Source organism: Bartonella sp. AP36NXGY, assembly GCF_042195865.1.
Taxonomy (GTDB): Bacteria; Pseudomonadota; Alphaproteobacteria; order Rhizobiales; family Rhizobiaceae; genus Bartonella.
In genome coordinates this window covers 1-3,290 of sequence record NZ_JBHIPD010000057.1, presented here as the reverse complement: position 1 = coordinate 3,290, position 3,290 = coordinate 1, and the positions used below count along the sequence as shown (strand labels likewise).

The following is a 3,290-nucleotide window of genomic DNA, read 5'->3' as shown; positions in this document are numbered from 1 at the left end:
GGTATTCAGAAAAGCAGCAATTAGAAAGAATTGAGAAATTACGGTCTTTAACGCCTAAAAGGATCAAGACGCCTTCAGAGCAAAATCCAGAAACGCTTTTGGGTGGGAAGCAATGTTTTCCCATTCATGCTGTTGTTGTTGAGGGAGTGCATCATGTCAAAAAGCGCTCTATATCAGCCGTAACAGAGCCTTATATTGGAAGATGTATTGGTCTTGTTGATATTCAGCTCTTAATCAAGAAGTTAACCAAAGTTTATTTGGATCAAGGCTATGTAACGGCGCGTTTTTACATTCCTGATCAAGATATCAAAAACAGCAAGACGCTCAAATTTGTTGTCGTTGAGGGCAAGCTTTCAGAGATTTACTATAATGGTTCACCGGCATCTCGTTATAACAATGTTGTGTGGAGTGCTTTTCCTGGGCTTCAAGGTCATGTTCTGAACATGCGCGATATTGAACAGGGGCTTGATCAGATCAACCGTTTGAGTTCAGCGCACGCTCAAAGCGAACTTCTTCCAGGGCGTGAAGAAGGCAGCACCATTGTCAATATTAACAATCATCCCGATAAAATGTTCAAGGTTACTGTTTCTCATGACAATATGGGACAAGCCTCCACGGGTTATGCGCGTTATAGTGCGGGCTTGAGGGTAGAAAATATTTTAGGGATGAATGATGCGTGGGATTTTAACTATCAACGCAGTGAGCCCGATTATTGGGGTGGGAGCAAGCAAGAAGGACATAGCAATAACATTTCAGCGAGTGTGAGTATTCCATATGGTTATTGGACCTTTGGATTGAATGGCACTGTTTATAATTACCAAAGCATAATCCCTGGCAATTTTACCGATATTGAGACGACGGGGGATTCCAGTGAGTTGCACGCCAGTACAAGCAGGGTTCTTTACCGTGATAGTGTTTCCCTTACAACCTTGAATTTGGGGCTTTCTTATAAAAGAACCAACAATTACCTTCTTGGCAATAAGATTGAAGTGGGCAGCCGTCAATATAGCGTCGCCAATTTTGGCATTTCGCATTCGCGCCAGATGTTGGGGGGGACTTGGACCTTTGATGTGAGTTATTTGCAAGGTCTTCCCTTGTTTCATTCAGTAAAGAAACATGCGCCAGGAGCAGGGGATGCGGAGCCACAATTTGCCAAATTTACTGGTACGCTTAGTGTCATGACGCCTTTTAAGGTAGGGAGCTTGGACTTTATACTGAGCAATCTTTTGAGTGGTCAATATTCACCGCATAATTTATTGGGAGCTGAACAGATTTCGTTGGGGGGCGCTTCCAATGTTCGTGGCACGCGTGAGAGTTTGCTTTTTGGCAATAACGGTTTTTTTAGCCGGAATGATTTGTTGCTACGCACCATTCCGTGGAGCAATCACGCGACCTTCAAAAAGGTTTTTGGAGAACTTCGCCCTTATGTTGGTTTGGATTATGGGCGTGTTTTTGCACAACCCTTGTATGGGATTAAGAGTGATCAGCTTGCCGGTTGGACAGCCGGTGTCAAGCTTGCGGGAGGCATGGTCTCTCTTGATGCCAGTTATTCCAGTATTTTTTGGAGCACAGTTAAGCACAAAAAATCAGGAACATTTTTTATGACATTAACAATGGAACTTTAAGCATTTTTTATTGGGGAGTTAACGTATGAGATATGAGAAGAGAGCAGAAAGAGCAGCTTTATTAGGTGTTTTAGTCTCCAGTACGATGCTCAAAAAGGTTTTATTTGGGGGACTTGGTTTTTCTTGTTTATTCGCACCTTCAGCGTTACAGGCGCAAATTACTGTGGATCCTAACGCGAATGCCGCCCATCGTCCAGATATAGTGGCAGCGCCCAATGGGGTTCCCTCGATTGATATTGTTACCCCCAATGGCAAGGGCTTATCGCACAATAAATATAACGATTTTAATATTGGAAATCCGGGTGTGATTTGGAACAATCATGCGCAAGAAGTAGGGCAATCGCAGTTGGGGGGCATTATGCCGGGCAATCCGCATTTGCGCCTCACGGGTTCGGCGAAAGTGATTTTAAATGAAGTGACCAGCAGCAAGCGCAGTGCGCTTCATGGTCCAGGAGAGGTTTTTGGGAGCCCCGCCGATGTGATTATAGCCAATCCCAATGGGATAAGCTGTGATGGTTGTGGCTTTATCAATACGCCCCATGCGACCTTAACCACAGGTGTACCCGAAATTGATGCGAGCGGTTTTTTGAAAGGCTTTGAGGTGCGAGGTGGGGATATTACCTTTGGCGCTAAGGGAGCCAATTTTTTCTCTGGCAAGGGGGCGGTTGATATTGTCGATATTGTCTCACGCACAGTGCATTTTGAAGGAGCTGTTGCGGGCAGAGAAATTGGTGTGACAGCAGGGACAGGTCACTTTGATTATGCTTCACGGGAAATGAAAGAACTGACCGATATTACCGGTAAACCGGAATATGCGATAGATGGTTCTGCTTTGGGGGCTCTACAGGCGGACAGAATAAAACTTGTGGCAACAGAAAAAGGTGTTGGGGTTCGCATGCGCCATGATATGGCAGCCAATGCGGGGCAGTTGCATCTTTCTGCTGACGGGAAAATCTCGTTGAAGAATGTTTTTGGTCATGGGGGTGTTGTCCTCAAATCGAAAAGCCAGAGCGTATTGGCAAAACACATCACCTCGAAAAAGCATATTGATATTGCCGCCCATAAGGATGTGACGTTAGAAACGGTTGGTGCTGATGGTCATTTGAAGATAGAGGCGCAGGATGGGCTTTTATCGATTGCCGGTAAGGCAACCTCTGGGGGCAATATGGAGCTTTCTTCGCGCCAGACACTTCAAGTTTCAGGGCTAGGGGCAGGCGCTGATATGGCTCTTGAATCGGGCGGAGACTTGAAGCTTGAGGGGATTGTTTTAGCGCAAGGGAATCTCAAGGCGCATGCCGGTGGTGATATACAAGCTCATTTTTTAGCCGGTGGGGTTGATCTGGCGGCAACGGGTGCTGCTGGTGTTGTTGTTCTTGGCACCCAAGGGGATGTTGATCTCCAGAGCAGTCAAGGTGCGATTGTTGCTGAAAGTGTTTATGGAGCAGGAGATATCACCCTGGTTTTTCATAACGGGCTATCTGTTTCTCAAACAATTCTGTCGCATCAAAATGTTGCCATTCAAGCACAACCAGCAACAAATGCTCCCGTTCATTTTGGGCAACTTTTAGCCTATGGCAAGGCAAATATTGAGGGTGGGGCGGTTGACTTTTCTTCGCTGATGACGGGTGAAGAAGCTGTTTTAAAGGTTGGCAGCCTTGATGCAGG

2 protein-coding genes are annotated in these 3,290 nt (G+C 45.9%); both read left to right on the top strand.

The window, feature by feature from the left end; all coding sequences use genetic code 11:
* On the top strand, positions 1-1,625 hold a 1,625-nt coding region (locus ACFINX_RS09520; protein ID WP_375668747.1), incomplete at its 5' end, for a ShlB/FhaC/HecB family hemolysin secretion/activation protein.
* Between the two features lie 25 nt (positions 1,626-1,650).
* Positions 1,651-3,290: filamentous hemagglutinin N-terminal domain-containing protein (locus tag ACFINX_RS09515; protein WP_375668746.1), on the top strand; the 1,640-nt coding region annotated here is incomplete at its 3' end.